11 protein-coding genes are annotated in these 13,273 nt (G+C 70.5%); 3 read left to right on the top strand and 8 right to left on the bottom strand.

The features are described from left to right. The first annotated feature begins 10 nt into the window (after positions 1–10). The 3 genes from JL100_RS26840 (at position 11) to JL100_RS26830 (ending at position 3,242) form a co-directional block, all read left to right on the top strand. Complete coding sequence (locus tag JL100_RS26840; protein ID WP_202683527.1) at positions 11–1,180, top strand: extracellular solute-binding protein; 1,170 nt, start codon at positions 11–13, stop codon at positions 1,178–1,180. Positions 1,181–1,243: 63 nt separating this feature from the next. Next, complete coding sequence (locus JL100_RS26835) at positions 1,244–2,332, top strand: ABC transporter ATP-binding protein (protein ID WP_202683528.1); 1,089 nt, start codon at positions 1,244–1,246, stop codon at positions 2,330–2,332. Between the two features lie 25 nt (positions 2,333–2,357). Then, on the top strand, positions 2,358–3,242 hold the full coding sequence (locus JL100_RS26830; protein WP_202683529.1) for an ABC transporter permease: 885 nt from the start codon (positions 2,358–2,360) through the stop codon (positions 3,240–3,242). A 3-nt stretch (positions 3,243–3,245) separates the two neighbouring features. Here the strand turns inward: JL100_RS26830 and JL100_RS26825 are convergent, their stop codons facing one another. The 8 genes from JL100_RS26825 to JL100_RS26790 form a co-directional block, all read right to left on the bottom strand. Further along, positions 3,246–4,778, bottom strand: coding sequence for a hypothetical protein (locus tag JL100_RS26825; protein WP_202683593.1), 1,533 nt, complete (start codon positions 4,776–4,778; stop codon positions 3,246–3,248). 19 nt (positions 4,779–4,797) lie between these two features. Next, positions 4,798–6,192, bottom strand: a complete 1,395-nt coding sequence (locus JL100_RS26820; RefSeq protein ID WP_202683530.1) for a hypothetical protein — start codon at positions 6,190–6,192, stop codon at positions 4,798–4,800. A gap of 34 nt (positions 6,193–6,226) precedes the next feature. Next, the gene (locus JL100_RS26815) at positions 6,227–6,718 is read right to left on the bottom strand and encodes a hypothetical protein (RefSeq protein ID WP_202683531.1); all 492 of its coding nucleotides are present in this window, start codon (positions 6,716–6,718) and stop codon (positions 6,227–6,229) included. Between the two features lie 11 nt (positions 6,719–6,729). Continuing rightward, a complete protein-coding gene (locus tag JL100_RS26810; RefSeq protein ID WP_202683532.1) occupies positions 6,730–7,461 on the bottom strand; it encodes a hypothetical protein in 732 nt (243 codons plus the stop codon). 127 nt (positions 7,462–7,588) lie between these two features. Further along, complete coding sequence (locus JL100_RS26805) at positions 7,589–9,175, bottom strand: formylglycine-generating enzyme family protein (protein ID WP_202683533.1); 1,587 nt, start codon at positions 9,173–9,175, stop codon at positions 7,589–7,591. 3 nt (positions 9,176–9,178) lie between these two features. Further along, the gene (locus tag JL100_RS26800) at positions 9,179–10,429 is read right to left on the bottom strand and encodes an FtsX-like permease family protein (RefSeq protein ID WP_202683534.1); all 1,251 of its coding nucleotides are present in this window, start codon (positions 10,427–10,429) and stop codon (positions 9,179–9,181) included. Then, positions 10,426–11,148: an ABC transporter ATP-binding protein gene (locus JL100_RS26795; protein ID WP_202683535.1), complete on the bottom strand. Its 723-nt coding sequence runs from the start codon at positions 11,146–11,148 to the stop codon at positions 10,426–10,428. Before JL100_RS26795 ends, JL100_RS26800 begins: the two co-directional genes overlap by 4 nt. Further along, positions 11,145–13,244: a vWA domain-containing protein gene (locus tag JL100_RS26790; protein WP_202683536.1), complete on the bottom strand. Its 2,100-nt coding sequence runs from the start codon at positions 13,242–13,244 to the stop codon at positions 11,145–11,147. Before JL100_RS26790 ends, JL100_RS26795 begins: the two co-directional genes overlap by 4 nt. Positions 13,245–13,273: the final 29 nt, after the last annotated feature.

Raw genomic sequence — 13,273 nt, 5'->3', positions numbered from 1 at the left:
AACAAGAGACATGACTGACTCAGCGGAAAAACTGTCCAGCCAGGCGACGCAGCGTGCCGCCCGGGCCTTCACCCGCCGCACCCTGCTGAAAGGTGCCGCCGCGGCGGGCGCCCTGTCCGCGGCCGGCCCCTTCATCGTGCGCAATGCCCGCGCCGCCTCGGGCGAGGTCAAGCTGTTCGCTTGGTCCGGTTATATCTCCCCCGAAATGATCACCGACTTCGAAAAGAAGACCGGCATCAAGGCGGTCCTGACCGAGTACGGCACCAACGACGAGCTGCTGAACCAGCTTCGCGCCTCTGGCGGAGCCGGTTTCGACGTCATCATGCCGACCGTCGACCGCGTGCCGAACTATGTGGAGTACGAGCTGGTCCAGCCGCTCGACGAGTCCAAGGTCAATTTCGACGGCTGCATCGACTCGGCGGTCAAGGGTTCCGCCGGCATGGGCGGCGTGATCGGCGGCAAGCGCTACCTGGCGCCCAGCGACTGGGGCACCGAGGCGATCGCCTTCGACAACACCGTCGCCAAGCTCCAGTACGGCCAGGCCAGCTACGGCGACCTGTGGAAGCCGGAATACAAGGGCCAGGTCACCGTGCGCGGCCATTCCAGCCTGATCGGCATCGCGCTGTGGCTGGAATCCCAGGGCAAGCTGCCCCATCCGGTGCGCCAGCAGTTCACGGAGGAGGCGAAGGCCCGGGCTAACTTCGACGCCATCATCAAGGTCGCGACCGAGAACAAGCCGTCGGTCGGCCAGTTCTGGTCCAACGAGAACGAGGCCCAGGGTGCCTTCCGCACCAATGGCTGCGTGATCGGCCAGACCTGGGACAGTTCGGCGGCGACTCTCCGCAAGGAGAACCTGCCGATCCGCTTCATCGCGCCCAAGGAAGGGGCGCTCGCCTGGATGGAAGGCTTCTGCATCACCAAGGGGGCGCAGAACCTGGCGCAGGCCTACGAGTGGATCAACTGGTACTATACGCCGCAGGCCGGCGCGCTCTATTCCAACCACACCAGCATCAACACGACCTCCAAGGGCGCGGAGCAGTATCTCAGCGACTTCAACAAGCAGTTCTTCGCCGACGCCTATCCGGCAGACGCGCTGGACAAGCTGTGGTGGTGGCCGATCCAGGAGGCGTGGTACGTCTCCATCCGCAACGAGTACCAGGACCGCTTCCTGGCGGCGTAAGGAACGGAGGGGAGCCGGGGCCTGATCCGCTTTCAGGCCCCGGCTTCCCGGCTACGGGGAACCATGAGCCAGGATATCGAACTCGACCACGTCACCATGCGCTTCGGCGCGCTGACGGCGGTCTCCGACGTGCACCTGACCATTCCGGCAGGAGAATTCTTCAGCTTCCTGGGGCCTTCGGGCTGCGGCAAGACCACCATCCTGCGGATGATCTCCGGTTTCATGGAACCGACGTCCGGGGCGATCCGGATCGGCGGCCGGGACATGGCCGGCATCGGCCCGAACAAGCGGCCGACCGCGCTGATCTTCCAGAACTTGGCACTGTTCCCGCTGATGACGGTGGCGGAGAACATCGGCTTCGGGCTGGAGGTGCGGGGCGTCGCCTCCGCCGACCGCCGGCGCCGCGTTCAGCAACTGCTCGACCTCGTGGCCCTGCCGGACACGGCGGACAAGAAGGTGACCGAACTGTCCGGCGGCCAGCGCCAGCGCATCGCGATCGCCCGGGCGCTCGCGGTGGAGCCGGCGGTACTGCTTCTGGACGAGCCGCTGTCCGCCCTGGACCTGAAGCTGCGCCAGCACATGCGCTCGGAACTGCGCGAGATCCAGAAGCGGACCGGGGTCACGTTCATCTACATCACCCACGACCAGGGTGAAGCCATGACCATGTCCGACCGGATCGGCGTGATGTCGCGCGGCGTGCTCCAGCAGGTCGGCGACGGGCGGGCCATCTACGACGACCCGGCCAGCGCCTTCGTTGCCAGCTTCGTCGGGGAGAGCAACCGCTTCACCGGGCGGGTCATGGCGGCGGCCGGCGGCCGGGCCGCGATCGAGACTCCGGCCGGCAAGCTGATCGGGCGCAACCCACGCGACCTGCGCGAAGGCGACCAGGCCATCCTGTTCGTCCGGCCGGAACGGGTCCGCGCCGACGACGGCACGGCGGAGAACAACCTGATCCGCACCCGGGTCAGCCACCAGGACTTCGAGGGCGCCTTCGTCAACATCTTCCTGGAACCGGTGCAGGAACGCCCGATCCTGTTCCAGACCGCCAATACCGGCGGCGGCAACCACGCGTGGCGGCCCGGCGCGGAGGCCGCAGTCAGCTTCCGGCCGGAGGACGCCGTCGTCCTGCCGCCGTCCGACGACGCCGCATGAGGGATTCGCCCATGAGGGATTTGGTATGACCGAGGTGCTGCGCCGCTACGGCCCGGTCCTGACCGCGATCATCGTGGCACTGTGCGCCTTCTGGGTGGTCATGCTGGTCGTGCTGCCCCAGATCCTGATGATCGACTTCTCGTTGCGGCCGAGCCTGCCGCCGTCGCGGATCGGCGGGCCGGACGACGTCTACACCGTCCAGAACTATGTGACGTTGTGGAACAACGCGATCCACCGCAGCATCTTCCTCCAGACCATCTGGGCCAGCGCGCTGGTGACGGCGCTGACCTTCGCGGTGTGCTATCCCGTGGCCTATTTCATGGCCCAGGTGGCCCGGCCCCGGACGCTGCCGATGCTGGTCCTGCTGCTGGTGATCCCGTTCTGGATCAACGAGCTGCTGCGAACCTTCGCCTGGTACATCATCCTGGCCTTCAACGGACCGTTGAACCTGCTGCTGGTCAACCTGGGTCTGATAGACCGGCCCATCCGCTTCCTGGGCAGCCCGGCCGGCGTGATCGTCGGCATGGTCTATGTCTACATCCTGTTCATGGTGTTTCCGCTCTACAACGCGATCGAATCCCTCGACCGCAACCAGATCGAGGCGGCGCGCGACCTGGGCAGCGGCTGGCTGCGCATCCACCGCCGCATCGTCATCCCGCACGCCAAGCCCGGCATCGCGGTCGGCTGCATCATGACCTTCATGCTGGCCGCCGGCAGCTACGCCGTGCCGGCCCTGCTCGGCGGCCCCAACAGCCGCTGGTTCACCGAGATCATCTACAACTGGTTCTTCGAGGGCGGGAACTGGAACCAGGGCGCCGCCTACGCCTTCATCCTGCTGGTCCTGTGCGTCGGCTTCATCCTGCTGATGATGCGGCTCTTCAAGGTCGGCCTGACCGACGTCGCCAAGTAGCCCTCACGGGCGGCAGCTGGCGTCCTCGACCCCCTCGGCGGCGGAGTTCAGCAGGTCGTCCACCTGGCTCGCCGACCGGGGCGTGAACATCCGCCCGCCCGAGGGGGCGACGATGCAGCTCCGCTCGCCGGACCCGAACACGTCCAGCAGGTTCACCTTGACCCCCGGCAGGGTCTGGGCGAGGTGGCGGGCAGTGGCGCAGGGGTCCCGGCCGCAGCTGTCCTCGCCGTCGGAGATCACGACGATCATCCCGGTGCCGCCGCCCTCGCGGATCAGCTGCCCGGCCTTGGTCAATCCGTCGGCCAGGGGCGTCTCGGGGACCAGTTCGGCGTTCTGGACGATCGAGCGCAGGCGCCCGCGCTGGCCGGGCGGGAAGACGCCCACGGTCTCCGCCGCCGGGCAGGTGCCGACATTCACCAGGCCGACATCGACCGACGGGTCCAGCCCGTCGATCAGGCCTGTCATGGCGGAGCGGGCCACGTCGATCCGCGAGACCCGCGACCGGGCCTGGAGCTGGGCCAGCTGGAACTGCGCGAAGACGTCGCCCCGGCTGATCCGTTCCACCAGGCTGTTTAGCTCGGCCGGATCGACGTCGGCCGGAAAGCCCATGCTGAGCGATACGTCGAACACCACGACCAGGTTCCGCCGGTCGCTCGGCTGGACCCCCTCGGGGCATCGGGGAAGCCGCGCCTGGGCCGGCGACGGCGGCGGCTCCGGGGGTTTCGCGGGTGGAACGATCGCTTGCGGCGGCTCGGGTGGCGGCGGTTCGGGTTCCGGTTCCGGGGGAGGCGGAGGAGGGGGCTCGGGCACCGGCTCGGGCGGGGGAGGGACAGGCTCCGGCACCGGCTCGGGCGGGGCAGGCTCCGGCACCGGCACCGGCGCTTGCGGAACGACCGGCGGCGGTTCGGGTGCCGGGATCGGATCGGGCGTGCGGCCGGCCAGCCACCACCACAGCAACGCGGCGAGCAGGGCCAGCAGGAGGGCGCCCAGCAGCAGCCTCAGCCAGGGAAAACCGCGGACCGGCGGCGGCGGAACCACGGGGGCGGCCGGCGGCGGGGCGACGGGTTCGGGGATCCGGCCGAAGGCGTTGACGCTGCCGGTGCCGCCGCGGAAGCCCCAGAAAGCCAGGGCGAACTGGTCGCCGACGACATACAGGTGCTCGATCCCGGGGATCTCGGGGGCCGCCGCCAGGATCGGCGCCATGTTGCCCAGCCGGGTATTGATGCCGGAGCGGCCCAGGTCGGACGCCAGCCGTTCCAGCGCCCCGCCCATCTCCAGCCGGGCGGGGTCCAGCCGGGCGCGCTCTTCCGCTCCCAGTTCGGTCCAGCGCCGCACCGTCCCTTCCTGGGTGGTCCACCAGACCACCTCGCCGTCGGGCCTGACCTCCGGCCGGGAGAAAACGGCGGCGTAGCGCTGGCCCAGGTGCTGCCGCACCATCTCGACCAGCCGCCCGTGGCTTTCGAACACGGGCTTGTTGAACACGGCGAGGCCCGTGTGGTCCGACAGGCGGCCGCGCGCCAGGATCTGCTCGGTCACTCCTGGTCCCTCGTCCGGGTCACGGTTCCACCTTCTCCATCCGGACGTCGAACTCGCTGCCGTCCGTCTTGTTCGTGCCGGTGCAGCCGACGGTCTGGTCCGGCCGGGTGCCGCAATTGGTCTCGGCCCCGCTCATGGTCTGGCCGTCGGCGCAGGTCAGGGTCTGGCCCTCCCGGATGGAAAGCTGCCGGTCCGCCGTCACCACCGCCTCGGCCGGAGCCTTGCAGGCCGTGCCGCCGGGACCGCGGACAGTCACCTCGCCCTTGCCGTCCTGGCCGAAGCGGTAGAGCTGCTCTAGCGGCCGGCCCTCCCCGTCGCGCAGGCCCGACCGGCTCCGCCAGACTCCCTCCATGAACCGGGCGGGGCCCGGATCGAGCGGCCCGGGCGGCAGTGCCAGCGGAGCGCCGGGCGGGCCGGCAGGCCGGCCCTCAGGCGGCAGTTCCGGCAGTTCCGGCGGCACCTGCGCCGGCTCCGGTTGCGGTTCCGGGGGAACTTCGGCGGGCGGCGGCGCATCGGGGAGGGGCGGCGTCCCGCCGCCCGGAGCGGGCACTTCCGGAACGACGGGAGCTTCGGGAACGGGAGCTTCCGGCACCGGAACAGCCGGCACGCTTGCTCCGGGAACCCCGACCCCGGGCACTCCCACGCCCGGTTCCACCGGGACGACCCGCGGCACCAGCGGATCGAGCGGCGGCTCCACGACCTCCTCCTCCTGCCAGGGCAGGACGGGAAGCGGCGGAAGGCCGAGGCGCGGCGCGAACAGCCACCAGAGGAGCCACAGGAGAAGCAGCAGGAACAGCAGCGCCCCCAACCCCATCAGCAGCCAGTGCCACCAGGGCCGGCCGGTCGCCACCGGCACGCCGGCCGGCGGCACCGCCGTTCCGCCCGGCATCGCCGGATTGATCGGCGCCACGGGCGGATCGAACCGGACCGTCGTGGGCGGAAGGCGCAGCGGGTTGACGCCGTTCGGCCGCCCGACACCCTTGAAGCCCCAGAAGGCGACCATCGGCTGGTCGCCGACGAAGTACAGGTAGTCGGGGCCGGGCACCTCCTGCGCCTTCTCCAGCACGCGGGAGAAGTTGTTGCGCGACGAGTTCTCCGGCGCCTCCCGCAGCTTGGCGATATAGCCGGAAAGCCCGTCCAGGACTTGGTTCTTGATCGGCTCGACCCGGTGCTGTTCCTCCGGCGACATGTCCACCCAGCGGCGTGGCTGCCCCTCCCTCTGGGTCAGCCAGCCGATCCACTTGCCGTCCGGATCGGAGTCCGGGCGCGGGAAGTAATCGGCGTAGAGCGGGCCCAGCTCGTTGAGCAGCGCCGTGCGGATCTGGCCGTGGCTCTTGTAGACCGGCTGGTTGAAGGCGCCGTAGGGCTCCAGCCCCTCGGTGGATTGCTGGCGCAGGATGGTGCCTGTCCTCATGCCGGTCCTTGCCTCGTCATTTTCCGGTCCGCCCTCAGGACAGGGCCTGCTGCAGGGCGTCGATCTGGCGTTGCAGGGCGTCCCGCTCGTCCTGCATCTGCTGGAGCTTCAGCGACTGGGCCGAGGCGTCGATGGCGGAAGCCGGCTGAGGCTGGCGGGCCAGCGCGTCCAGTTCCTGGCGGATCTGCTTCTGGCGGGCGACGAGCCGGTCGTAGTCTCGTCTCTGCGCCGCCGTGGCGGAGCGGGCGCCGGCCAGCTTCCGGTTGAGTTCGCCGAGCTGCGCCTGGGACGCCTGGAGATCGCGGGACAACGCCGTCTGCTGCGCCTGGACCTCCGCGACCTGGCGTTGGAGCGCCATGTTGGTCGTGCGGGCCTGCGCCTGGCGGCCCTGGGCCTCCTGGATGCGCGCCTCCGGGCCGCCGGCCGCCAAGTCCCGGCGTTCGCCGACATAGGTCTCCACGGCCGCGCAGCCGCCCAGCAGCAACAACGTCAGGCCGCCGGCCACGGTTCTGGTCCAGGTCCTCATCATGCGCTCCCTCAGCCGATCCGGCTCGTGGTGATAGCCTGATTCAGCGCGTCGCGCTGCTGGCGCATCTGGGCGATCTGCTTTTCCATGTCCTGCATTTCCCTGGCAAAGGCGGGGGAACTCTGGCCGGTCTGCTGCTGCGTCCTCTCATAGGCCTTCTTCGCGTCCTCCATGGATGCCAGCGTGGCCTCGATCTGCTTTTTGCCCGACTCGGCCTTGGCTTTCTCCGCCTGGGCCTGCTTCAAGGTGATCCGGCCGGACCTCAGCTGCTGCTCGGCCTGGGCGAGCCGTGTCCGGTTCTCGCGGGAGACGGCCTCGCTGCTGCGGAGCATCGATTCCAGCTTCTCATTGTCGCGGCGGATGTCGGCCGTCACCAGATCGATGGCGCGGACGTTCTGCCGGGATGCCTCCTGGGTCTTGGCGGTAGCGTAACCGTCCGCCGCCCCGATCAGCGCGCCGACGGTGAGGCCGATCAGCGCGCAGGTCAGCGGGTTCTCCTTGGCGGCCAGGCAGCCCAGCGCCGCAGCACCGCCGCCGATCGCGCCGCCGGCCAGGGCGCCGCCCAGCACCGTGTTGTTGAAGGACTTGTTGTCCAGGCAGAGCTGCCTTTCGGCTCCGGACAGGCTCGGGTCCTCGCAGTTGCTGGACACGGCCTGGCCGTCCGCGCCCTGGGTGGTGACGCAGCCGCCGAGCGCGAGGCTCAACGAAAGGGTGATCGCGATCAGCCGAACGATGGTCTTCATGCAAACCTCTGTATCCGCCCGCGCGAGACTACCGGGAGGAATGGAATGCCGGGCGGCGGGAACCTACCATGGTGGTACGGGGCTGTCCTTCGCATTTGAATCGGACGCAAGGTTGCCTGCCTTTCCATCACCGGCGGAACGGCCGGCAGGCGCTGGGGAACGCTTTGCTGATCTCCCCGGCGCACAGTTCCCGCCGGAGCTGGAGTTCGACCTGATCGGCCGGCAGGTCGCCGTCGCGCTGGTAGCGCTCGGTGTCCTGGGTGACCGCCTCCACCAGGACGGCCTGCCCGGTGGCCTGCCGGGCTTCCAGCTCCTGGCGCAGGACGCGGGCCTGCTCCTCGCGGACGGTCCTGGGATAATCGTTCAGCAGATATCTCAGCGTGTCCCGGTAATAGCCGATGGTGCCGCGCAGCGCCGCGATGTCGTTGGGAATCCGCGCCCTGACCACCTCGTTGCCGAGCGCCGCCGTCTCCTCCAGGCCGAGTATCTTGCGGGTGTCGACCCGGAGATTGCCGGCGAGCCAGGTCGCCAGGTTCAGGCTCGCCCTCGCCGCGCGGTCGCGCTGGTCGTTGCGGGTCTTGATGTTGGCGGCGACCACGGCGCCCAGGCCTTTCAGCCGCTGGCGGACCTGCGGGTCCTGGACGGCGCCGGCGAGGGTCTCGATCTCCTTCAGGGGGTCGTCCTGCACCGGTTCGGAAAGCGTGCTCCCCCCCGACTCGGGCAGCTTGTTCCAGACCGCCTGAACCTCGCGCACCCTTTCGGCCGAGGGCAGGACCGGCGGGACGAAGACGACGCGGAAGCCGACGGTCTTCTGCCGGCGCGGGCCGCGGTCGTCATAGGGCGGAAACTCGTCGCGCGCGGCGCTTCGGATCGACGCCGCGCTCGTCAGGTAATCGCCGCCCCGCACCACGTAGCCGCCGGCCTGCCCGTGCAGGCGGGACAGCCGGTTCAGGCGGAACAGCTCCGCCGTCAATTCCGACGCGTTTCCCAGGACGTCGTGCAGGCCCAGCGGGTTGGGCTGGAGCAACCCGATCCATTGCAGCTCGTTGTTGGACGATTCCGCCCCGCCGTAATAGGCGTAGGCGGAGAGTGCGTCGGACATGGGGAACAGGGGGGCGGCGAAGTCCGCCTCGGAGACCTGGGCGCCGCCCCGGGCGGCATATTCCCACTCCGTCTCGGTCGGCAGCCGCACGAATCCCGCCTGCCCGGCCTCCTTCGGCAGGTCCTTCCTGGCGTTTGCCAGCAGCCAGACCGTGTAGGCGTCGGCGAAGTCCGACACCTCCCGCCAGGTCACCGAGACGGCGGGCAGGCGCGAGTCGCCGTCGGGCGCGGGGCACTCGGCGCCCACCGAGGCCAGCTGAGCCCGGGTGACCTCGTACTTGCCGATATAGTAGGTCCGCTTGCCCTTCTCCTTGGGATCGCTGAAGCCGCCGGCGATGAAGTCGGCCCGCTGGTTCTCCTTGTAGCCGACGGCGTCCTCGGTCCCGCCGACCGCGATGCGGCGGTCGTCCAGCAGGTCCTTGGCCGGGACCACGACGGGCCGGAATGCCATGGCGCCGCCGCACGGCATCGGCAGGACGAGGTCGCCCGCCGCGGGTGCCGGGTTGTAGAGATCTTCCGGCCAGGGCGTCTCGGCGGCTTTCGCCGTAACCGGCCAGAGCGCCGATGCCAGAAAAAGGGCTGCGAGACGGAACGGGAAGGATAGCATCTTCATGGCTCAGGTATCCCGCAGGGCGGCTGCCGGCTCGATCCGGGTCACGCGGGCCGCCGCCAGCAGGGCGGCCCCCATGGCGAGCAGGCAGGTGATGGCGGCGGCCAGCAGCAACTGGTCCGGGGCCAGCCGGCAGGCGCCGGCCGCAACCGATCCGATCGCCGGGAAATGGGCGTTGATCACCCCGGCCGCCGCCGCGAACAGGCCGATCGCCAGGGCCGATCCCAGCGCCGCGAGCAGCAGCGCCTGGGCGAGCGGCAGGCTGATCAGCCAGCCCCGGCCGTAGCCGATCAGGGTCAGCAGGGCCAGCTCGCGCCGCTTGCGCTCGACCCCGCTCCACTGGGTCGCGGCCAGGGCCACGATCGAGCCGGCGGCGGCGAAGGCGCTGATCACGGCCAGGATCAGGCTCAGGTTGGCATTGAGCGCCTGGATGGGCGCTATCTGGTCGAGCCGGCTGACCGGCTCCACGCCGCCGGAGCGCAGCCAGGCGGTCAGCGGCGCCACATCGTCGATCGTCCGGGCGTAGAGCCGGAAGCGTTCGAAGCGCTGGGGCTCGGTCCCGGCTGGGGCGCCCGGCCAACCCAGTTCGGGAACGGCGTACCCGTCGCGGTAGCGCTGCACGTGCAGGACAAGCCTGTCGTCCACCAGGATCGCCCGCCTTGTCTCGGCCATGCGGTCGGGCGGCAGGACGGAGGCCACGGTGACCGCGTGGGCCCGGGTCTCGTCCGTGCCGTCGCGCCGGCGCGGCACCAGGAGCTGGATCCGCTCGCCGGCGGTTGCGCCAAGCGCGCGGGCGGCGCCGAACGACAGCACCACCCGGTCCAGCCCGGAGGCCCAGGGCTCCCCCGCCGTCGCCGCCAACGGGTCGCCCGGTCCCGTCGGAACCAGCACGCCCAGCACGGCTTCGGCCTGCGGGCGGGCGAGGGGCACCATCTCGACCTCGGCCGCCAGCGTGCGCGCGTCGCCGACGGCGAAGGCCACATCGGCCCGGCGCCGCGCGGCATCCAGCCAGGCCGCGTCGAACCGGTTGGTGCCCGTCACCCGGGGAACGATCTCGCGCATCGCCGGATTGGCCTGGAGATCGCGCAGCATCTGGCCGAGCACCCCTTGCTGAAGGCCGAACAGCACCAGCAGGGGCGTCAGCACGGCGGCCAGCGCGAAGACCTGGCACACCGCCATGGCCCAATCGCGGCGCAGGTCGGCGACGACCAGCCGGAACATCTGGCCGGACCTTGCGAACAGGCCGGAGGCGATCATGCGGCCACCACGCTGCCGGGCGTGCCGGCGTCGAGCATGGGCCGGCAGCGGACGATCCGCCCCCGGGCGCGGCGGGCCAGCTCCTCGTCGTGGGTGACCAGGATCAGGGCGGCGCCCACGGCGCCGCTGACCGCCACCAGCGTGTCGATCACCCTTTCCCCAAGCCCGACGTCGAGCGCCGCCGTGGGTTCGTCCGCCAGGATCATCTGCGGCATGTGGGCCAGCGCCCGGATCACGGCGACGCGCTGGCGCTGGCCGATCGACAGCTGCGCCGGCCGGCGGCCGAGCAGGTCGGCGACCCCGACCGCCTCGGCCAGCCGCTCGGCCGGACCGGGAACTTCCAGCCCCAGCAGGCGGCGGGCCAGCAGCAGGTTCTCTCGCACGGTCAGGTAGGGCAGCAGACCGCCGGTCTGGAGCACGTAGCCCATATGGGCGGCGCGCAGCCGGGTCAGCGCCGCGCGGTCGCCACGGCGCCACAGCGCGGAAACGTCATGGCTCCGCCCGTCCGGGTTGAACTGGAAGAACTCCGCCCGGTCCGGCGCCGCAAGGAAGGCCAGCAGGTCGAGCAGCGTGCTCTTGCCCGACCCGCTCGGTCCCAGGATTACCACCCGCTCGCCCGCCGCCACGTCCAGCCGGGGCACGGACAGCGCGAAACCGCCATCGGCGGCCCGATGGGTGCGCTCGACACCTTGCAGACGAAGCAGCGGCGCGTCGGTCACGGCAGCGCCGTCAGCGGAACGGGATAGACCGCGTCTTCCGGCGAGGCACCCTCGGCCAGCCTGACCCAGTTGCTCACGTCGTCATGGAACCGGCGATAGAGCCGCGCCTTGACCTGGAGATCGTCGATCAGCGCCTGCTGCTCGCCCGGGTTCATGCCGAGCCAGGCGTCCTGGTCGATCGCCATTACCCGGCTGGTATAGGGCAGCCCGTCCAGATACTCGCCCAGCAAGGCCTGGTTGAGCGCCCGATTGTCCGAGGTGCCGACCTTGGCCGGATCGCGGCTCAGGGTCGCGGCGGCACTGCGCAGCTGGTTGAACAGGTCGCTGGGATCGAGCTGGCCCTTGGAATAGGCATCGGCCAGGGCGCCCACGGTCGCCTGGAGGTCCGAAAGCTGCGACTTGGACAGCAGGACCCGGACGTCGAGGCTCGCCACCGTGTCGTTGGCGAAGTCGCGGTCCGCCGCCCAGGCCTCGAACATCGGTGGCGCCGCGGTGCCCTGCACGCTGCCCAGGTAGGCCAGCCGCATGGCGTGCCCGATCGCCGCGATATCCTCGGCCAAGGGATCGCCCCCGGGATTGGAGGCCGGTTTGCCGGGCGCCGCCTTGGGCGGCGGGGGAGGCGGCGTATCAAGGCCCTCGCCGGCCTCGGCCGCCTGGACCAGCGTGACGAGGCTGTCGGTCAGCGTATCGACCCGCGCGCCGAACTGGCCCACGTCGCCGGCCTCCACCGGGTAATAGAGGGGTTTCCGCCCGGGATAGGTGGTCAGCTCGCGGTACTGGGCCGCACCCTTGGCATGGTCCTTCCTGCCCTCCTCGGTCAGCAGGTGGAGCGCCATGGTCGCGATCTTCTTCTCGAGCAGGGCGATGGACAGCGCCTTGGCGTCCAGGCCGGTGGCGGACAGCCCGCTGCCGGGGTCCCGCGAACTGGCGTCGGTGATCAGCACGACGAAACGCCCGCCGAACGGGGTCCAGTCGATCGCGTTGATCGCCGAGTCCACCCCGGCATAGCCGTCCTCGGCGAAAGCGCGGGTCGATACCTTGGAAGCGGCGAGGCCGGCGGCGGCCTTGTCGAATTCCTCCCGCGTGTCGACCTTGCTGGGATCGACGAACACCTTGGTCAGGTATTCGAGGCCGGCGACCGCCTTGGGATCGTCGCGGTAGCCGATCAGGCCGAACCGCACCTGCTCCTGCAGTTCCGCCGCCTTAATGCCGTCATAGATGCGTTCGATCGCCTTGCGGGTCCGGTCGATATAGGGTTGCATCGAGCTGGAGGCATCGATCACGAAGACGATGGCGGTCCGGAAATTCTGACGCACCGCGGGGGCCGGGGGCGGCGCCGGGGTGGCGGACGCCGCTGAAGCCGGGGCCGGGGCTCCCTGGTCGCGCGAGGTCACCGCCGCCACCTTGACCATGCGGACCGGGCGGCCGGTCGGGAATCGCTGGGTCTTCGCCTCCAGGATCGGCAGCAGGTAGAACTGCTTGTTGATGTCGACGGCGGTTTCCGGCTCGATCGAGACCAGCGGGCCGGCGGCACCCTGGCCGGGGCCGGCGGTCTTGGCTGCCTCGGCCAGCTTGGCGGCCTGGGCACCGGCGTCGCGGCTGCCGACCAAGCCGCGCAGCCCGTCCTCCGCGCCGAAGAACAGCACGCGGTCGCGCCCGGTGCGGTTGGCGAAGGCGGCCACCAGCGTGTGCCGCCAGGGAACTACCGCCTCCGCCGGCATCCAGCCCTCCGGCCTGCAGTCGGCGCCGGCGCCTACGCGGACGCGCGCGCCGTCGGGACTCCGCTCGTAGACATAGAGGACGCTGAACCCCGGCACCGGCTTCGCCGCCCCGCCGTCGGGCGTCAGCTTGCCGCCGGGCCGGGTCAGCACCCGTTCCTGGAGCTGGGTCTTGCCAGGCTGGAGCAAGGGGGCCGGCGAGCAGGCGAGTGCCGCGGGCGAGGCGAGGACGAGTGCCAGCGCCGACGCGGCGAGCCAGCCGAGGGGCGACCGCCGTGTCGCGGGGGGCGCTTCCTCCTTCGCGGGAGCGCCAAAGAAGGTCTTATGGCGGCAAGCGATTTCCTTTTCGTCATGCGCGGGCTCGACCCGCGCATCCACGGGCAAACCGACGTGGCGAGGTTCGCGCG

The organism is Skermanella mucosa (assembly GCF_016765655.2).
Classification (GTDB): domain Bacteria; phylum Pseudomonadota; class Alphaproteobacteria; order Azospirillales; family Azospirillaceae; genus Skermanella; species Skermanella mucosa.
The sequence above is the reverse complement of the archived record's forward strand: the minus strand, read 5'-3'. Positions and strand labels throughout refer to the sequence as shown.

Bases quoted from the DNA above. Each gene is read 5' to 3' on its own strand.
- JL100_RS26840 (WP_202683527.1), top strand. From the start codon at position 11: ATGACTGACTCAGCGGAAAAACTGTCCAGCCAGGCGACGCAGCGTGCC.
- JL100_RS26835 (WP_202683528.1), top strand. From the start codon at position 1,244: ATGAGCCAGGATATCGAACTCGACCACGTCACCATGCGCTTCGGCGCG.
- JL100_RS26830 (WP_202683529.1), top strand. From the start codon at position 2,358: ATGACCGAGGTGCTGCGCCGCTACGGCCCGGTCCTGACCGCGATCATC.
- JL100_RS26820 (WP_202683530.1), bottom strand. From the start codon at position 6,192: ATGAGGACAGGCACCATCCTGCGCCAGCAATCCACCGAGGGGCTGGAG.
- JL100_RS26815 (WP_202683531.1), bottom strand. From the start codon at position 6,718: ATGAGGACCTGGACCAGAACCGTGGCCGGCGGCCTGACGTTGTTGCTG.
- JL100_RS26810 (WP_202683532.1), bottom strand. From the start codon at position 7,461: ATGAAGACCATCGTTCGGCTGATCGCGATCACCCTTTCGTTGAGCCTC.
- JL100_RS26805 (WP_202683533.1), bottom strand. From the start codon at position 9,175: ATGAAGATGCTATCCTTCCCGTTCCGTCTCGCAGCCCTTTTTCTGGCA.
- JL100_RS26800 (WP_202683534.1), bottom strand. From the start codon at position 10,429: ATGATCGCCTCCGGCCTGTTCGCAAGGTCCGGCCAGATGTTCCGGCTG.